Consider the following 547-nt stretch of genomic DNA (forward strand, 5'->3'; position numbering starts at 1 on the left):
GCGCAATAAACACCACCGCGATACCAAAAGCGGTATAGCTCATGCGCATTTGCCGACGTTTTAGGGCATTATAACTGATGCGCATCGCACTTCCGATAATCAGCGCCTCAAAGATGAGAATCATCGTGACTCCAACAAAGCCCAATTCTTCACCGGTAATAGCTAGTAGAAAATCCGTATGCGCCTCTGGTAAATGCGACAGTTTTTGCACGCTTTCGCCGTAGCCGACGCCAGTAAACTGTCCGCGACCAAAGGCAATTAAGCTACGTGCTAGCTGATAATCAGTGTCTTGTACATCGTCAAAAGGGTCCAAAAACGACATCACCCGTACCAGTCGGTATTGTACGGTCGCCACCATTAATACAGCACCGCCAACGGCCACAGCGCCGAGCGCGATAAACTGCTTATAAGGCGCGCCGGCAATATAAAAGATGGCAAAGACCGTCCCAATAATAACCACAAACGAGCCAAAATCTGGCTGCGCGAGCAACAGAACGGTGATTAATCCAACCACGATGGCTATGCGTAAAAACCCATCCCAACCGTT

1 protein-coding gene is annotated in these 547 nt (G+C 49.4%); it reads right to left on the minus strand.

The window, feature by feature from the left end:
• The coding region (locus Q7C21_RS22770) for an FtsW/RodA/SpoVE family cell cycle protein (RefSeq protein ID WP_375151206.1) at positions 1–547 on the minus strand (547 nt) is incomplete at both ends.

It is taken from the genome of Pantoea sp. ANP04, from assembly GCF_041982285.1.
Taxonomy (GTDB): domain Bacteria; phylum Pseudomonadota; class Gammaproteobacteria; order Enterobacterales; family Enterobacteriaceae; genus Pantoea; species Pantoea eucalypti.